General features: G+C 63.7%; 16 protein-coding genes. 8 read left to right on the top strand and 8 right to left on the bottom strand.

All coding sequences use genetic code 11. From position 1 onward, the window contains the following. The first annotated feature begins 65 nt into the window (after positions 1–65). Positions 66–1,136 carry a quinone-dependent dihydroorotate dehydrogenase gene (locus ABV518_RS20015; protein ID WP_367770670.1) on the top strand — a complete coding sequence of 357 codons (1,071 nt, stop codon included), beginning with the start codon at positions 66–68 and terminating at the stop codon, positions 1,134–1,136. An 80-nt stretch (positions 1,137–1,216) separates the two neighbouring features. Here ABV518_RS20015 and ABV518_RS20010 read toward each other — a convergent pair whose 3' ends face one another. Beyond that, on the bottom strand, positions 1,217–1,819 hold the full coding sequence (locus ABV518_RS20010; RefSeq protein WP_310163819.1) for a DUF3043 domain-containing protein: 603 nt from the start codon (positions 1,817–1,819) through the stop codon (positions 1,217–1,219). Between the two features lie 110 nt (positions 1,820–1,929). Between ABV518_RS20010 and ABV518_RS20005 the strand changes: the two genes are divergently transcribed. The 5 genes from ABV518_RS20005 to ABV518_RS19985 all read left to right on the top strand — a co-directional run bounded on the left by ABV518_RS20005 (position 1,930) and on the right by ABV518_RS19985 (position 7,149). Beyond that, a complete protein-coding gene (locus ABV518_RS20005) occupies positions 1,930–3,360 on the top strand; it encodes a dipeptidase (protein WP_367770666.1) in 1,431 nt (476 codons plus the stop codon). 206 nt (positions 3,361–3,566) lie between these two features. Then, the gene (locus ABV518_RS20000; RefSeq protein ID WP_066291471.1) at positions 3,567–3,956 is read left to right on the top strand and encodes an iron-sulfur cluster assembly accessory protein; all 390 of its coding nucleotides are present in this window, start codon (positions 3,567–3,569) and stop codon (positions 3,954–3,956) included. 184 nt (positions 3,957–4,140) lie between these two features. Further along, positions 4,141–5,013, top strand: a complete 873-nt coding sequence (gene coxB / locus ABV518_RS19995) for a cytochrome c oxidase subunit II (RefSeq protein ID WP_367770662.1) — start codon at positions 4,141–4,143, stop codon at positions 5,011–5,013. Between the two features lie 10 nt (positions 5,014–5,023). Then, the gene (gene ctaD, locus ABV518_RS19990) at positions 5,024–6,751 is read left to right on the top strand and encodes a cytochrome c oxidase subunit I (protein ID WP_310163825.1); all 1,728 of its coding nucleotides are present in this window, start codon (positions 5,024–5,026) and stop codon (positions 6,749–6,751) included. Continuing rightward, positions 6,748–7,149 carry a cytochrome c oxidase subunit 4 gene (locus ABV518_RS19985; protein ID WP_310163826.1) on the top strand — a complete coding sequence of 134 codons (402 nt, stop codon included), beginning with the start codon at positions 6,748–6,750 and terminating at the stop codon, positions 7,147–7,149. Before ctaD ends, ABV518_RS19985 begins: the two co-directional genes overlap by 4 nt. A 96-nt stretch (positions 7,150–7,245) precedes the next feature. Here the strand turns inward: ABV518_RS19985 and ABV518_RS19980 are convergent, their stop codons facing one another. After that, complete coding sequence (locus tag ABV518_RS19980; protein WP_367770658.1) at positions 7,246–7,539, bottom strand: HPr family phosphocarrier protein; 294 nt, start codon at positions 7,537–7,539, stop codon at positions 7,246–7,248. Between the two features lie 173 nt (positions 7,540–7,712). Between ABV518_RS19980 and ABV518_RS19975 the strand changes: the two genes are divergently transcribed. Next, positions 7,713–8,504 carry a GntR family transcriptional regulator gene (locus ABV518_RS19975; protein WP_367770655.1) on the top strand — a complete coding sequence of 264 codons (792 nt, stop codon included), beginning with the start codon at positions 7,713–7,715 and terminating at the stop codon, positions 8,502–8,504. 85 nt (positions 8,505–8,589) lie between these two features. Here the strand turns inward: ABV518_RS19975 and ABV518_RS19970 are convergent, their stop codons facing one another. The 4 genes from ABV518_RS19970 to ABV518_RS19955 all read right to left on the bottom strand — a co-directional run bounded on the left by ABV518_RS19970 (position 8,590) and on the right by ABV518_RS19955 (position 12,927). Beyond that, complete coding sequence (locus tag ABV518_RS19970) at positions 8,590–10,263, bottom strand: cytochrome bc complex cytochrome b subunit (protein ID WP_367770652.1); 1,674 nt, start codon at positions 10,261–10,263, stop codon at positions 8,590–8,592. Next, the gene (locus tag ABV518_RS19965) at positions 10,241–11,311 is read right to left on the bottom strand and encodes a Rieske 2Fe-2S domain-containing protein (protein WP_310163833.1); all 1,071 of its coding nucleotides are present in this window, start codon (positions 11,309–11,311) and stop codon (positions 10,241–10,243) included. The genes ABV518_RS19970 and ABV518_RS19965 overlap by 23 nt, the downstream gene beginning before the upstream one ends. A 101-nt stretch (positions 11,312–11,412) precedes the next feature. Then, positions 11,413–12,201, bottom strand: coding sequence for a cytochrome c (locus ABV518_RS19960; RefSeq protein WP_310163836.1), 789 nt, complete (start codon positions 12,199–12,201; stop codon positions 11,413–11,415). Positions 12,202–12,288: 87 nt separating this feature from the next. Next, positions 12,289–12,927, bottom strand: a complete 639-nt coding sequence (locus ABV518_RS19955) for a heme-copper oxidase subunit III (protein ID WP_207307733.1) — start codon at positions 12,925–12,927, stop codon at positions 12,289–12,291. Between the two features lie 148 nt (positions 12,928–13,075). Here ABV518_RS19955 and trpD point away from each other — a divergent pair, with 148 nt between their 5' ends. Beyond that, positions 13,076–14,134, top strand: coding sequence for an anthranilate phosphoribosyltransferase (gene trpD, locus ABV518_RS19950; RefSeq protein ID WP_131133032.1), 1,059 nt, complete (start codon positions 13,076–13,078; stop codon positions 14,132–14,134). Positions 14,135–14,199: 65 nt separating this feature from the next. Here the strand turns inward: trpD and ABV518_RS19945 are convergent, their stop codons facing one another. Both ABV518_RS19945 and ABV518_RS19940 read right to left on the bottom strand, forming a co-directional pair. After that, positions 14,200–14,481, bottom strand: a complete 282-nt coding sequence (locus ABV518_RS19945; RefSeq protein WP_066291441.1) for an Lrp/AsnC family transcriptional regulator — start codon at positions 14,479–14,481, stop codon at positions 14,200–14,202. 107 nt (positions 14,482–14,588) lie between these two features. Continuing rightward, the gene (locus ABV518_RS19940; RefSeq protein WP_367770645.1) at positions 14,589–14,987 is read right to left on the bottom strand and encodes a DUF3054 domain-containing protein; all 399 of its coding nucleotides are present in this window, start codon (positions 14,985–14,987) and stop codon (positions 14,589–14,591) included. Positions 14,988–15,117: the final 130 nt, after the last annotated feature.

Here is a 15,117-nt window from a genome sequence, read left to right as displayed (position 1 = left end):
GGACGTCGTGGCAGATGTTGCCGTTCCGGTTTGGTCTGCGCCGCCCCAGACGGAAAACTAGAGGCATGCGCGTATATCCCACATTCTTTAAGCTGGCCTTTTCATGGATGGACGCCGAACGCGCCCACAAGATCGGATTCAAGGGCATCAGGCTTGCGCATTCCTCCGGTGCCGGCAGGATCCTGCAGAAGTTCACTGCCCCGTCGCCGTCGCTGCAGACCGCTGCCTTCGGCCTGACCTTCCCCTCGCCTTTTGGCCTGGCAGCGGGTTTTGACAAGGAAGGCCACGGCATCGAGGCGCTCACCGAGCTTGGCTTCGGCCACGTGGAAGTGGGGACCATTACGGGCCAGGCCCAGCCGGGCAACCCCAAGCCCCGTCTTTTCAGGCTGGTCGAGGACCGGGCGGTCATCAACCGAATGGGCTTCAACAACGACGGCGCCGCCACCGTTGAGCCCCGCTTGAAGGCGGCGCGGGCCGCGCTGCAGCGCCGGCACCCCGGCGTCCGCCCCGTCATCGGCGTCAACATCGGCAAAAGCAAAGTCGTCGAGCTGGAGGACGCCGTTGCGGACTACCTGGTCAGCGCCCGCAGCCTCGCTCCCGCCGCCGACTACCTCGTGGTCAACGTCAGTTCGCCCAACACCCCCGGGCTACGGTTGCTGCAGGACGTCGAGAGCCTCCGCCCGCTGCTGGCTGCAGTGGGGGAGGAAGCCGACAGGTCGGCGGGCCGTCATGTCCCCCTGCTGGTCAAGATCGCCCCGGACCTCAGTGACGAGGATATCGACGACGTCGCACGCCTGGCGCTGGACCTCGGGCTGGACGGCATCATTGCCACCAACACCACCATCGGGCGGTCCGGCCTCAGCTCGGCACCCGAAAGCATTGAAAAGGCCGGCGCCGGCGGCCTGTCCGGCGCGCCGCTGAAGCAGCGTTCACTGGAAGTCCTGCGCCGGCTGAGGGACGCCACCGGGGGAGCACTCACGCTGGTGGCCGTTGGCGGTGTCGAGAACGCCCGGGACGTACAGGACCGCCTGGATGCCGGGGCCACCCTGGTCCAGGGCTACACGGCATTCCTCTACGAGGGGCCCTTCTGGGCGGCCCGGATCAACCGGCAGCTGGCGAAGAACCGCAGGGCCTGACAGTCCGCCAAGACAGAAAACCCCGGCGGGTCAACCCGCCGGGGTTTTCTGTAGCTGGGGGCCGTGCACCGGCCGGACTGTCAGGAGGGGTATTCGCCGCGTTTGACGAGCGGCTTGGGCAACCGCAATTTGCGGAACTGCAGTGACCGCATGGAGCCGTACCAGACAACACCACGCTCTACCTCGCCGAACTTGCCGGCCAGCCGCTTACGGAGCTGGCGGGACAGGATAAACACGTCCACAAAAACGGCCAGGAACATCACCCAGAAACCGCCCAGGACATAAATCATCTGCTCGCTGGTGGACGGCACCACCAGCGAAATGATGACAAAGACCAGCGCGCCGAACATCAGGTACTCGCCCAGGCTGAAGCGGGCGTCGACGTAATCGCGGGCAAAACGCTTCTGCGGGCCCTTGTCCCGCAGCGGCAGGAATTTTTCGTCCCCGGTATCGAGGGCCTGCCGCATTTTCGTGCGCTGGTCCTGGATTGCCTGCCGTTCAGCCGCCTTTGAGGCCTTGCGGTCCTCCGGCACCAGCGGGCGCCTGCGGGCCGCCTCCTGCGCTTTGCGCTTGGGGGTGGGCACACCCTTGCCTGCCGCGGCGTCCTGCCGGGCGGCTGCTTCCGCGGCCTGCTGGTCTATGGTTTCCTGCGCCGAGGGCGCTTCCTTTTTACGTCCGAACACCCCAACAGAATACCCTGCGGCGGGGCGCCTCCGGCCCCGTGACGAACGGAGTCCGGGCGCCCGGTTGTGGTGCAGCCCACGCCGGTCTCCGGCGCAGGTAGGGTTTTGCCATGACTTCTCCTACAGCGGCAACCCCGCATAACTCCGGCAGTCCTGCAGGCGCCATCAATGCCGATGAACTCCGGCGTTCCATCGACCGTGCTTTTAGTGCCACGGTGGCCCACCTCAAGGATCTGGTGTCCATTCCGGGCATCGCCTGGCCCAGCTTCGACCCTGAACCCCTTGACCGCAGCGCACAGGCCGTGGCTGAACTCCTGCGGAGTGCGGGCGTGGATGACGTCCAGATCCTGCGGTGCGACAAAGAGGACGGCACGCCGGGCGGACCCGCCGTCGTGGCCCGCCGCAAGGCCTCGGCAGGCAAGCCGACCATCCTCCTGTACGCCCATCACGACGTTCAGCCGCCGGGAGACCCGGCACTGTGGGAGACGGAGCCTTTTGCCGCCGTCGAAAAGGACGGAAGGCTCTACGGCCGCGGCGCCGCCGACGACAAGGCGGGAATCATGGCCCACGTGGCCGCCTTCTCAGCCATATCCGATGTCCTCGCCGACAGTTTCGGCCTGGGCGTGACCTTCTTCTTCGAAGGGGAGGAGGAAGCCGGATCACCCACCTTCCGGTCTTTCCTGGAAGCCCACCGTGAGCTGCTCCGCGCCGACGTGATCGTGGTGGCGGACTCAAGCAACTGGAAAGTCGGCATACCAGCCCTGACCACCAGCCTGCGCGGACTGGTGGACGGAACCATCGAAGTGCAGGTGCTCGAGCATGCTGTGCACTCCGGGATGTTCGGCGGTCCCGTGCTGGACGCCCCGACATTGCTGGCCCGACTGATCGCCACCCTGCACGACGCTGAAGGCAACGTCGCCATCCCGGGCCTGGTGTCACGCGACGACGTGGCCGTGGACCTTACTGAGGCCGAATACAGGGCGGATGCCTCGGTGCTTGACGGCGTCCGGCTGGCGGGCTCAGGCACCATCGCTTCGCGGCTCTGGACCAAGCCTGCCCTGTCGATTATCGGTTTCGACGCTCCCGCCGTGGATATGGCGTCGAATACGCTGCTGCCGCGGGCCCGGGCGAAATTCAGCCTGCGGCTCGCGCCCGGGCAGGTTCCCGCCGAAGCGATGGACGCCGTACGGCGGCATGTGGAGGCCAATGCGCCGTTCGGCGCGAAGGTGGTGTTCACCCCGGGGGAGAGCGGCAGTTCCTTCCTGACCGACACCTCATCCAAGGCCGCGTCCCTGGCGCTCTGGGCGCTGGGGGAAGCCTGGGGCGTGCCGGCGGTGGAAATGGGAATCGGCGGTTCCATTCCGTTCATCGCCGACCTAACGGAGTTGTACCCGGACGTGCAGATCCTCGTCACCGGCGTCGAGGACCCCGATTCCCGGGCGCACAGCGCCAACGAATCCCTGCATCTTGAGGATTTCAGGAACGCCATCGTGGCGGAGGCATTGCTCCTTGCCCGGCTGAATGCGGAAGGGCTGGACTGAACGTCCGACGGCGGCAGCGGACAGCAGTGCCGCCGTCAAGGTTGCGGGACGCGCCCAGGGAACAACCATCCGGCTTCCATGGTTACGTCAGGAGTTAGAGCTACACGTCTGACCGACGTAGCATGTAGCTATAGCCCATACCGTTTCCGTACGGGCAGGCGCCGCTGACGCGGGGCCGCCAGGGACCGTCCTAAGAAGGTAGGCCAATGAGCACCGCAACCAATGAGAACAGCACCGAAACCACCAGCGCTGCCAGCGATGAACTGGCCGCCCACGAGGTCAAGCTGACTGACGTGGCCGCAGGCAAGGTACGCAGCCTGCTCGAGCAGGAGGGCCGGACCGATCTGCGTCTCCGCGTCGCTGTCCAGCCGGGCGGCTGCTCGGGCCTGATCTACCAGCTCTACTTCGACGAGCGCCTGCTCGACGGCGACGCCGTCCGCGACTACGACGGCGTTGAAGTTGTTGTGGACAAGATGAGCGTGCCGTACCTCAGTGGCGCCAGCATTGACTTCGAGGACACCATTTCGAAGCAGGGCTTCACGATCGACAACCCCAACGCCGGCGGCTCCTGCGCCTGTGGGGATTCGTTCCACTGACCCGGACTTTTCGCCCGATGGCGGCACCTTGTGCGGTCGTGCCCGAAACGGCACGGCCGCACTGTGCCGACATGTGGGCGAAACGCCCGGCGGAGCGGTAAGCTCTACACCGAGTAGTAAAACTTTTAGTGTGCCCGGGCAGCCAACGTTGCCGGGCAACAGCAACAAGTAGGAAGGGCCGTCTGTGAGTTCGCAGAACCGAACCGGCAGCCGACGCAAAACGATCACTTCGATCTCAGGCTTGGCACTTGCCGGCGCGTTGGTTTTGACTGGATGTTCGCCAGAGGTAGAGAAGGGGTGGCTGCCCACCGAGCGTGGCACCACCAATCACACTGACCGGATCATGGACCTCTGGGTCAACTCATGGATCGCCGCACTTGTTGTGGGCATCATTACTTGGGGATTGATCGTCTGGTGCCTGGTTGCCTACCGCCGCCGCAAGGGGACCAAGGGCTTCCCCAAGCAGATCAGCTTCAACCTGCCGCTCGAGGTCTTCTACCTGACCATTCCGCTGTTCATGGTCCTGGTGTTCTTCTACTTCACCGACCGCGACCAGCAGGCCATTGATGACCGTTCACAGCCCGCCGACGTCGTTGTGGACGTCCGCGGCAAGCAGTGGGCCTGGGACTTCAACTACAAGTCCGGCGACGTCGTCGAAGAGGACGTCCACGAAGCCGGCGTCCAGGCGCACCTCACCGGCGACACCATCGACAAGGAGAAGCTCCCCACGCTGTACCTGCCGGTTGGCAAGTCCGTGGACCTGGAACTGAACTCCCGCGATGTCATTCACTCGTTCTGGGTTCCCGCCTTCCTGCAGAAGCGCGACATGATCCCGGGCAAGACCAACTACATCAGGTTCACCCCCACCAAAGAGGGCACCTACGACGGCAAGTGCGCCGAACTCTGTGGCGAGTACCACTCCGAAATGCTGTTCCGCGTGAAGGTGGTGTCCGAGGCCGAATTCGCGGCCCACATGGACGAACTGCGCGACTCAGGCAACACGGGCCTCCTCGGCGAAGAGTACGACCGCAACCCGAACCTGAACGAAATTAAGTAAGGGGAGCGACGTGGCTACGTACACTCAATCCGCACCCACCGGAGTCCTCACCGCTCCCGTGGTTCCCAAATCCAAGGGACGCATCGTCGTCAACTGGATCACTTCCACCGACCACAAGACCATCGGGTACATGTACCTGATCGCCTCCTTTGTGTTCTTCTGCTTCGGCGGCGTCATGGCCCTGCTGATCCGTGCCGAGCTGTTCGAGCCGGGCATGCAGATCCTGCAGACCAAGGAGCAGTACAACCAGCTCTTCACGATGCACGGCACCGTGATGCTGCTGATGTTCGCCACCCCGCTGTTTGCAGGGTTCGCGAACGTGATCATGCCGCTGCAGATCGGCGCTCCGGACGTCGCGTTCCCGCGGCTGAATGCCCTGGCCTTCTGGTTCTTCCTCTTTGGCTCCACGATCGCGGTCTCCGGTTTCATCACCCCGCAGGGTGCTGCTTCGTTCGGCTGGTTCGCGTACGCACCATTGTCGAACACCACGTTCAGCCCCGGCATCGGCGGTGACCTGTGGGTCTTCGGCCTGGCGCTGTCCGGTTTCGGCACCATCCTTGGTGCGGTCAACTTCATCACCACCATCATCTGCATGCGCGCTCCGGGCATGACCATGTGGCGGATGCCGATCTTCACCTGGAACACTTTGGTCACGGCCATCCTGGTCCTCATGGCGTTCCCGCCGCTGGCTGCCGCCCTGTTCGCCCTGGGTGCAGACCGCCGCTTCGGTGCGCACATCTTCGACCCGGAGAACGGCGGTGCGGTCCTGTGGCAGCACCTGTTCTGGTTCTTCGGCCACCCCGAGGTGTACATCATCGCCCTGCCGTTCTTCGGCATCGTCTCGGAGATCTTCCCGGTCTTCAGCCGCAAGCCGATCTTCGGCTACAAGGGCCTGGTCTACGCCACCATCGCCATCGCCGCGCTTTCCGTGACGGTCTGGGCGCACCACATGTACGTCACCGGTTCGGTGCTGCTGCCGTTCTTCGCGTTCATGACCATGCTGATCGCGGTTCCCACCGGCGTGAAGTTCTTCAACTGGATCGGCACCATGTGGCGGGGCTCGATCACGTTCGAGACTCCGATGCTCTGGAGCATTGGCTTCCTGATCACCTTCCTTTTCGGTGGCCTGACCGGCATCATCCTGGCGTCGCCGCCGCTGGACTTCCACGTCTCTGACTCGTACTTCGTGGTGGCGCACTTCCACTACGTGGTGTTCGGCACCGTGGTGTTCGCGATGTTCGCCGGCTTCTACTTCTGGTGGCCCAAGTGGACCGGCAAGATGCTCAACGAGCGTCTCGGCAAGATCCACTTCTGGCTCCTGTTCCTCGGCTTCCACGGAACCTTCCTCATCCAGCACTGGCTGGGCGTCGAGGGCATGCCCCGCCGCTACGCGGACTACCTGGTGGAGGACAACTTCACCTGGATGAACCAGTTCTCCACCATCTCCTCCTTCGTCCTGGGCGCATCGCTGATCCCGTTCTTCTGGAACGTCTACATCACCTGGCGCAGCTCAGAGCGTGTCGAGGTCGATGACCCCTGGGGCTTCGGAGCCTCGCTCGAATGGGCCACGTCCTGCCCGCCGCCGCGCCACAACTTCACGTCGCTGCCGCGGATCCGCTCGGAACGTCCCGCACTGGACCTGCACCACCCCGAACTGGCGCAGATCCACACCGTCGAGTCCCCGTCTGCAGCCGCAGCGGTGCTCGGTAACGCCGACCAGAAGGACACCGCCAAGTGAAGATCGAATCATGGATTTTTGGAGCCGGAGTCTTCTTCTTCGTGCCGGTCTCCCTGGTTTACGGGTTCCTGACCAACTGGCATGAATGGGTTGGCACGCTGGGTATTCTCCTGGTGGGCGGCCTGGCCGGAATGATCGGCGGCTACCTGGGCTTCACCGGCAAACGTGTCGGCATGCGCCCCGAGGACCGCAACGACGCCGAGATCCACGAAGGTGCCGGCGAGCAGGGCCACTTCAGCCCCTGGAGCTGGTGGCCCCTGGTCCTGGGGCTCGCGTGCGCGGGCGGTTTCCTGGGCCTGGCCGTGGGTTTCTGGATTACGTTCATTGCAGCCGGTCTCGCCGTTGTGGCGCTCGTTGGCTGGGTCTACGAATACAGCCGCGGGGACCACGCCCACTAGGCATCCTGGGCTGAAAACAGCAAGCACTTAACGACGTCGGGCCCCACCTTTCGGTGGGGCCCGACGTCGTTATTGGTTAAGCACGCTGGGTGAGCCCTAGCGGGCCCCCTGGGACTCTAAAAGCTCCGCCAGCGACAGGAGGGCTGCCTCTGCTGCCCGGAGCCTGTGGGGTGCGTCCACGGCCGAATCACTGACACTGAGCACAACTTCGCAGCCATGGTGGAAGTCAGCCGTCATCACCTCGAGCAGGGATCTGGCATCAACGCCCTGGAGGCCGGCTTTGCTGATGGTCACGGGCAGTCCGGTGTCAGTAACCGCCCTGACGAACACCGCTGCGGGCCGGGCGTGCAGGCCGATGGACGCCGATACCACTGCCTTGTGAACTGGCAACGCAACTCCTTTTCCCGGACGGCCCCCTCCGCCAGACGATAAATTTCCTGTCCAATATAGCCGTCGGGATGCGGGTCCGCCCAAACGGCGGCAGCAACGCAACGTGCCGGTCTAGACCTGCTTGCCGTTGACTTAAGATTGAAGGGTGAATACACCAGCAGGGACCGGGCATCGTGGCCGCTAACGCGGCCGGAGTTGCCGGTGAAATTGATCGAAGCAGCGGGACCGCGATCTACATCCAGCTCCGTGAGATTCTGAGGCAGTACATCGCGGACTCCTGCCCGCCAGGGTCTGCACTGCCTTCGGAACGGGACCTCGCCGAACGCTTCGGCCTAGCCAGGATGACCGTCCGCCAGGCCATTGACGCACTGGTGGGCGAAGAGGTCATCGAACGCGTCGTGGGGCTGGGCACGTTCGTTCGGAAGCCCAAGCTGGACCTGCAGGTCAAGCTCACCTCCTACAGCGAGGAGATGCAGCGCCGCGGAATGGTTCCCGCCGCCAAGGTCCTGAGTTTCGAGCAGATTGCTGCCAGTGCTTTCCTGGCCCGCGAACTCCAGCTCGACGAAGGCACGCCGCTGGTCCGGTTCCGCCGGCTTTTGCTGGCGGACGGTGAGCCAATGAGCGTTGACGAGAACTTCATCCCGGCCCACCGCGTTCCTGGCCTGTTGGATGGCGAGCCCCCCACATCGCTGTATAACGTCCTGAGCGAGCAGTTCGGGCTGGTCATGGAATGGGGCGAGGACATGATCGAAGCCACCGCTGCATCGCCCTCCACGGCCCGCCTGCTGAATGTGGACGTGGGTGCGCCGCTGCTCAAGATCCAGCGTCATGCCTTCGTGGCACGGGCCATGGTGGATTATTCGGTGTCGTACTACCGGGCCGACCGCTACAAGCTTTGGGTGCCACTGCAGCGTCCGGGGGCCAGGCCGGCGCGGCACCACGGGTCCGGCTACCGCAACACCTGACCCAGGCTTCGCCAGGCACCGTCCAACACGAAAGGCCCGGTCCAATTGGACCGGGCCTTTCGTGTTGTGTGCAGAACAGGTTGCCTTAGTGGCTGAGGCTCTTGCTTTCCTCGGCAGCTTCCACTGCAGGGGCGTGGTGGCCGTGTGCGGCCTCCAGCTCTGCCGGAGTTGCGGGGGCGACCCGGTCCTCGAAGAACCACCTGGACAGGAACGCCCGCTGCTTTTCCTTACGCGTCACGATGCCGTGATCGTTTGGTACGGCGGGCAGCGGTACGGGGGACTCGAAGCCGACCAGCTTGTAGCGCTTGTACTCATCCAGGGGTGCGTGGACTTCGATGAACTCACCGTGCGGAAGGCGCACGATGCGGCCGGTTTCGCGGCCGTGGAGTGCGATTTCGCGGTCCTTGCGCTGGAGTGCCAGTGCGACGCGCTTGGCGACGATGTAGGCGATGACCGGTCCGATGAAGAACAACGTCCGGAGCCAGTAGGTCACATCATTCAGGGACACGTGGAAGTGCGTGGCGATGAGGTCGGAACCTGCTGCTGCCCACATGACGCAGTACCAGACGAAGCCTGCGACGCCGATGGCGGTGCGGGTCGGGGCGTTGCGCGGACGGTCCAGGACGTGGTGTTCGCGGTTGTCCTTGGTGATCCAGCTTTCGATCCACGGGTACATGAACATAATCGTGAACAGGATGCCGGCCGGGACCAGGGCCGGCAGCAGGACGTTCAGCGTCAGCGTGTAGCCGAAGATCACGTACTCAAAGTGGAAGTCGCCGATGACACCGGGCATCAGGCGCAGGGCGCCGTCAACGAAGCCGATGTACCAGTCGGGCTGGGTACCTGCGGAAACCGGTGAGGGGTCGTACGGGCCGTAGTTCCAGATCGGGTTGATGGTGAAGAACGCTGCCATGAGGGCCACAACACCGAACACGATGAAGAAGAAGCCGCCTGCCTTGGCCGCGTAGACCGGACCCAGGGGGTAGCCAACGACGTTGCCGTCGTTGCGGCCCGGGCCGGGGTACTGGGTGTGCTTGTGCACAACCACCATGAACAGGTGCAGGACGATCATCAGCAGGATCAGTGCCGGGACCAGAAGGATGTGCAGCATGTACAGGCGGCCGATAACGGCGGTGCCCGGGAACTCGCCTCCGAAGAGGAAGAACGAGGTGTACGTGCCGATCACCGGAATGGACTTGATCACGCCGTCGATGATGCGCAGGCCGTTGCCGGAGAGCAGGTCATCCGGGAGGGAGTAGCCGGTGAAGCCGGCAGCCATGGCCAGGATCAGCAGGACGCCGCCGACAACCCAGTTCATTTCACGCGGCTTGCGGAAGGCGCCGGTGAAGAAGACGCGGAGCATGTGCACTGCGATGGACGCCACGAACAGCAGGGCTGACCAGTGGTGGACCTGGCGCATGAACAGGCCGCCACGGACATCAAAGGAGATGTCCAGGGACGAGCTGTACGCCACCGACATTTCGACGTTCTGCAACGGGATGTACGAGCCGTCGTAGTGCGTTTCCGCCATGGACGGGTCGAAGAAGAACGTCAGGAACGTACCCGACAGCAGCAGGATGACGAAGGAATACAGCGCGACCTCGCCAAACATAAACGACCAGTGGTCGGGGAAAACCTTGCGTCCGAACTCCCGCAGGATTCCGGAGCCTCCAACGCGTGCATCGACGAAATCGGTGATGCGTCCGGCTTTAGTCGTGGCGACGAAGGCGGGGGCTTTAGCTGTTGATGATGCGCTCATGCTCATCACGCTCCCAGTAACTCGGTCCAACAGGTTCTTTGAAGTCGCTGGTAGCGACCAGGTAGCCCTCGTCGTCAACTGCGATCGGCAGCTGGGGGAGTGGCCGGCTGGCGGGGCCAAAGATCACTTTGCACTCTTGTGTGAGGTCAAAGGTGGACTGGTGGCACGGGCACAGCAGGTGGTGCGTCTGCTGCTCGTAAAGAGCAACGGGGCAGCCAACGTGGGTGCAGATCTTGGAATAGGCAACAATTCCGTTGTAACCCCAGTCTTCGCGGCCCTCTGACGGGTTCAGCGATGCGGGGTCCAGACGCATGAGGAGCACAACGGCCTTCGCCTTTTCGTTGAGCTTTCCCTCATGGAGTTCATTGAGGCCTTCGGGGATGACGTGGAACGCCGAGCCGAGGGTCACATCGGAAGCCTTGATGGGCGTTCCGTCGGGGTCCCGGGTGAGGCGCTTGAGCTTGCCTTCAACCGGTGCCCACATGGTGTGCGACAGCTTCTTGTCCGGGCGCGGGCCCAGGTCGCCGAAGATGGCCAGGGCGGGAAGGGGTGCCAGCGCCACAGCCCCAAGAAGGGTGTTGCGGATCAGTGGGCGGCGCTTGATGCCCGTTTCGTCAACGATGTCGTCGACGATGCGGACTGCGGCCTGCCGGTCTTCCTCCGTGCGGATCGCGTGGCGTTCCTCGGAGACTTCGTGGTCCGGCATCAGGGCCTTGGCCCAGTGCACGATGCCAGTGCCGATGCCAAGCATGGCAAACGCGGTGCCCACGCCCAGCAGTGCATTCTGAAGCCGGATGGTGGCGATGTCGGCGCCTTCACCCAGGTCGATGGCGAAATATGCCACCAGGAAGATCAGTGTGCCGACAACGGAGGTGCCAAAAAGTAGGGCGACCTGCCGTTCTGCACGCTTGGCGGCCTTCGGGTCCGTGTCAGCCAGGCGCAAACGGTGCGGAGGAAGCCCAGGATCCTGGAACTTCTCCACCTCATTCTGACCAGCCGTAGCTACGGTGCCCGAGTGGTTCGGACTGCCGTCACTATGGTTGCCCATAATTCGCCTCATCCTTCTCTCGTCCCGGCTTATGCCGAGTTAGTTTTGCAATTTCAAACTGCTGACGGATCAGCAGGAGTTCTAATGGTGTTGCGGAGCGCCTAGGAGGTCCGCGACGTCAGCCAGATGGTGAACGCAATAATGACGCCCAGTCCTGCAACCCAGACAAACAGGCCTTCCGATACGGGGCCGAGGGCTCCGAGGTCTGCCCCGCCGGGGGAGCCGTTGGCTTCGATCTGCTTGAGGAAGGTGATGATGTCGCGCTTGCCTTCAGGGGAGACGTTGGCGTCGTTGAACACCGGCATGTTCTGCGGGCCGGTAACCATGGCCTCGTAGATGTGCTTCTCGGAAACGTCTGCCAGGGCAGGCGCGAACTTGCCGCGGGTCAGGGCGCCACCGGCAGCGGCGGCGTTGTGGCACATCGCGCAGTTCACGCGGAAGAGCTCGCCACCTTCGGCGGCGTTGCCCTGGCCATCGAGCAGGTGTTCTTCAGGGATTGCCGGGCCGGCTCCCAGGGACGCTACGTAGGCTGAAAGCTGGTGGGTCTGTTCATCGTTGAACTGGGCCGGCTTCTTGTAAGCCTGGGGTCCGTTCATCTGCATCGGCATGCGACCGGTGCCCACCTGGAAGTCAACCGCCGCGGCACCTACGCCGACGAGGGAGGGGCCGTCCTGGGTGCCGCTGGCACCCATTCCGTGGCAAGTGGCGCAGTTCGCTGCGAAGAGCTTCTCGCCTTCGGCGGTGTCATTGGCGCTGTAGCTGGTGGTCGATGCCTTCGCCTCGTTGACGGTTGTGGCAACGGCGTAGAGCCCACCCGTGACGAGGAGCCCCATCAGGAGCAGCGCTATTGCTGCTAGCGGGTGACGTCGCTTTTGCGAGAGTGCCTTCACGTGGTGGTTCCTTTATTCGATCCTGCGCCGGCTCCGAGAGCCGCTTCTTGAAATTCTGCCTCTTGTAGAAAAAGAATCAAAGCTTGACTACTTGAGTACGTAGATGACCAGGAAGAGGCCAATCCATACGACATCCACAAAGTGCCAGTAGTACGACGTGACGATCGCTGACGTCGCCTCAAAGTGGCCGAACTTCTTCGCCGCGAAGGAGCGGCCCATGATGAAGAGGAAGGCGATGAGGCCGCCGATAACGTGGAGGCCGTGGAAGCCGGTCGTGATGTAGAAGGCGGAGCCGTACGCGTTGGAAGACAGCGAAACGTGCTCGGAGACGAGCATCGCGTACTCGGTGGCCTGGCCGGCCACGAAGAAGCCGCCCATGAGGAACGTCAGCGTGAACCATTCGTTCATGCCCCACCGGGAGAACTGGAACGGGCCGCCGGACTTCCGGGGCTGCAGCCGTTCGGCGGCGAAGACGCCCATCTGGCAAGTAAAGGAACTGGCCACGAGGACAATCGTGTTAACGAGCGCAAAGGGGAAGTTGAGCTTGGCCGTCTCTTCCGCCCACATCTGTCCGCTCGTGGAGCGCAGTGTGAAGTACATGGCGAAGAGACCGGCGAAGAACATCAACTCGCTGGACAGCCACACTACGGTTCCAACGGAAACCATATTGGGGCGGTTCAGCGTGGGGTGCGCCGGGGTACTGGGGGCATGGGTCGCAGATGTCACATAGACATTATGTCTATAAAAGTCCGTACTTCCCAACGCAAACCGCCTTTTGGGGGGACTTTTTCTACAAAGACGCGAAATCACCGGGAAAAGTTCCCGGAGGGGTTCACATTGGTCAGGGCGCGGCGTCGGTCGATAGCATCAGGGAGTGACTTCACTCGCATCGGCACCGGCGGCAGGCAATACCTGGCCGCGGCTCATCTCGGCTCTCATCAGTGGCGCGGACCTTACCGCTGACAACACGGCGTGGGCCATGGACACCATCATGTCGGGGGAAGCGACGCCCGCCCAGATCGCCGGTTTCCTGGTTGCCCTCAGTGCCAAGGGCGAAACCGTGGAGGAGCTCTCGGGCCTGGTCGAAGCCATGCTGGGCCACGCGAATCCGGTCAATATTTCCGGAGAGAAGCTCGACATCGTGGGCACCGGCGGGGACCAGCTGAATACGGTGAACATCTCCACCATGGCCGCCCTGGTGGCGGCCGGGGCCGGCGCCAAGGTGGTCAAGCACGGCAACCGTGCGTCGTCGTCCTCCTCGGGTTCCGCGGATGTTCTGGAGGCGCTCGGGGTCAGGCTTGACCTACCCATCAGCCAGGTGGCCCGTAACGCAGAAGAGGCGGGAATCACGTTCTGCTTCGCCCAGGTGTTCCACCCCTCGTTCCGCCACACGGCGGTTCCGCGCAGGGAACTGGCCATTCCCACCGCCTTCAACTTCCTGGGCCCGCTGACCAACCCGGCCGGTGTCCAGGCCTCCGCTGTCGGGGTGGCAAACGCCAGAATGGCGCCGCTGGTCGCCGGGGTGCTGGCCCGGCGGGGCAGCCGTGGCCTGGTATTCCGGGGCAATGACGGCCTCGACGAACTGACCACCACCGGTCCGTCCACCGTCTGGGAAATCAGGGACGGCACCGTGACCGAACTAGAGTTTTCGCCCGCCGACCTGGGCATCCGCCGCGCCACCGTCGAGGAACTTCGGGGCGGAGACGCACAGGTGAACGCCGCCGTCGTGCGTGATGTCCTTGCCGGCCACCCCGGACCCGCACGGGATGCCGTCCTGCTCAACGCCGCTGCGGGCCTGGTGGCCTTCGACCGTTCGGCCGACGGCGACTTCCTGGAGCGCATGCGTTCAGCGCTTGATCGCGCGGCCGCCTCTGTGGACTCGGGTGCCGCAGCCGCTGTCCTCGACCGCTGGGTGTCGCTGAGCCACGGATAAGGAACCCCCACATACAAGAGCAGGGCCCGGCTGGAAGCCGGGCCCTGCTTGGTTAACTCAAGCTGCTATTGCTCGAAGCCAAGAGCGAAAGCGGCGTCGAGATCGTGCTGGGAGTATGCGCGGAAGGCGATGTGCGTGGTGGTGTGGACCACGGCCGGAACTTTGGAGAGGCGGTCGGCAATGACGTCGGCCAGGTCCTCATGCCTGGCTACCCTGGCGACGGCGATAAGGTCCCATTCACCGGTGACCGAGTACACCTCGCTGATGCCCTGGATCGCGGAGATCTCCTCCGCGGTTTCGGGAATGCGGGCGGCGTCGGTTTTGATCAGAACGAATGCGGTGATCACTTTCAATCCTTCCGGATCTGTTGCGCCGTAGCAGTGCCCGGCAAGACTGTTCAGTGCTGCCAGCCTATTACATGGGCACGCTCCACAGGCCCAGTTTCACGGCCGGGTCAGGACCTTCTGAGCCTGCGCACCAATGCAAGCAACGCACGGTAGCCCACCAGGAACAGCCCCAGGCTCAGCAGAGCCACAATGACGAAGGCAATCACCACTGTCTGGCCTGTCAGGGCCCGAAGGATCATGCCGCCCGCAACGGCACCAAGCCACACAATGACGCCGGACGAAAGTGAGAGTGGACGCCGCTGTACCCTGCCCGCCAGCCAGGCGATGGCCGCGCCGCCCAGGAAGGGCCAGGCGGTGAGGAACACTCCCGTGATGATGTCGCCGCGCTGGTGTGCGTCCCTCCCGATCGCGGCGAAAACCAGGATCAGGACTACGTCGGCCAAGGCTGCGGCAATGACGGCCTGCCGGCCGCTGTTAGGCGTGTGTTGCTGGGTCTGGGAAGTCATGGCTTCGAGCCTAGACGATATGAAGTGAGGGGTGTGCGGGTTCGCCCGTCCGGGTCGGCCATTATCGCCGGGCGGTCCCGCAGCGCCGGCTTGAGTGAATCCGTACCGCGTGTGGGGGTAGGCGGCGCTG

The sequence above is a fragment of the Arthrobacter sp. HS15c genome (assembly GCF_040812005.1).
In the GTDB taxonomy this organism is placed as follows: Bacteria; Actinomycetota; Actinomycetes; order Actinomycetales; family Micrococcaceae; genus Arthrobacter.
This window is presented reverse-complemented; position numbering and strand designations above follow the sequence as displayed.